General features: G+C 58.1%; 2 protein-coding genes and 1 pseudogene. All 3 read left to right on the top strand.

All coding sequences use genetic code 11. The features are described 5' to 3' along the window. A pseudogene (locus JMF90_RS36150) lies at nt 1-383 on the top strand (peroxidase family protein); the annotation flags it as partial. Between the two features lie 102 nt (nt 384-485). Further along, nucleotides 486-1319 carry an alpha/beta fold hydrolase gene (locus tag JMF90_RS36145; RefSeq protein ID WP_011546992.1) on the top strand — a complete coding sequence of 278 codons (834 nt, stop codon included), beginning with the start codon at nt 486-488 and terminating at the stop codon, nt 1317-1319. Nucleotides 1320-1521: 202 nt separating this feature from the next. Continuing rightward, nucleotides 1522-1677 (top strand): LysR family transcriptional regulator (locus JMF90_RS36140; RefSeq protein WP_201326256.1); only part of this gene is annotated, 156 nt, incomplete at its 3' end.

Raw genomic sequence — 1677 nt, 5'->3', positions numbered from 1 at the left:
TTTCGCTATCGGCGCCGGAGATGACGGTGCTGATCGGTGGCCTGCGCGTGCTCGGCACGAACGTGGGCGATTCGAAGCACGGCGTGTTCACGGACCGTCGCGAAGTGCTGACCAACGACTTTTTCCGCAATCTGCTCGACATGGGCACGGAGTGGAAGCCGACCTCGGAGGCCAACGAAGCCTATGAAGGTCGGGATCGTGCGACGGGCGAGCTCAAGTGGCTGGCCTCGCGTGTCGACCTAGTGTTCGGTTCGCATTCGCAACTGCGCGCGCTGTCGGAAGTGTACGGCAGCGAGGATTCGCAGCAGAAGTTCGTGCGTGACTTCGTTGCCGCGTGGACGAAGGTGATGAACGCCGATCGTTTCGATATCAAGCACAATTAACGGAAGTACGGTCGGATGGCGTGTCATGGTCCGATGCCGTTACGCGCCGTCCGCCGATACGCCGAACATGTATTCAATTCAAGACAAGTTTGGAGTTGCGCAATGAGTTACTTTAAGTCGGGTGACGATACCGAAATTTTCTACAAGGACTGGGGCCATGGCACGCCCGTTGTTTTCTCGCACGGCTGGCCGCTGACTTCGGATGCATGGGATGCGCAAATGCTGTTCTTCGGCCGTCGCGGCTACCGGGTCATTGCGCACGACCGTCGAGGGCATGGTCGCTCGGCGCAGCCGTGGGACGGCAATGATATGGATACCTATGCGGACGATTTGGCTGCGCTGCTCGATCACCTTGACGTGCGCGGTGCGATGCTGGTGGGCCATTCCACGGGTGGCGGCGAGGTGGCGCACTACATCGGCCGTCACGGCACGGCACGTGTGGCGAAAGTGGTGCTGATCGGTGCGGTACCGCCGATCATGCTGAAGACGGAAGCGAACCCGGGCGGCTTGCCGATGGAAGTGTTCGACGGTATTCGCGAAGGTGTTTTGAAGAACCGCTCGCAGTTTTACAGGGATCTGGCGGTGCCGTTCCACAACTTCAATCGTGAGGGTGCGACGGTTTCGCAGGGGACGATAGATTCGTTCTGGTCGCAGGGCATGATGGGCTCGATCAAGGGCCAGTTCGACTGTATCCGGGAGTTCTCGGAAGTGGATTACACCGAGGATCTTCGAAAGATCAACGTGCCGGTACTGGTGTTGCACGGAGACGACGACCAGATCGTTCCGATCGACGCGTCGGCGCGCCGGACGGCCGCGATTGCGCCGAATGTGACGCTGAAGGTGTATCCGGGCGGATCGCACGGGATCGCGATCACGCACGCCGATCAGGTCAATGCGGATCTGCTCGCTTTCTTCGAGAACACGACACGCAAGTAAGGCAGAACTTGGGCCGGATGCTGGCTATGACCGAGTTCGGCCCGGGATCTGCCGATGACCCGAAATGCCGATGGGTGAGCAAGATGGGTCATCGGTCATTGAATCAGCAGACGTAAATTCCAAACCGATTGCATTGTGAGGAGATGATTGGATTTTGACGGGCTTGATACTGCCATTCCTCAGAATTCGTTCGGAGAAAACCATGGAAATCACACTGCAGGCGATGTCGATTTTCACGTACATCGTGCGTGTGGGAAGCTTCACGGCAGCGGCAAAACTGCTTGGCATCAGCGCCGGAACGGCCAGTCGCCTGGTACGCGTAATAACTTCGTATAGCATACATTATACGAAGACGACG

Origin of the sequence: Burkholderia sp. E168m23, assembly GCF_016586125.1 — a bacterium.
In the GTDB taxonomy this organism is placed as follows: domain Bacteria; phylum Pseudomonadota; class Gammaproteobacteria; order Burkholderiales; family Burkholderiaceae; genus Burkholderia; species Burkholderia orbicola.
Note: the sequence above shows the minus strand (reverse complement) of the source record. Positions and strands in the feature narration are given on the sequence as shown.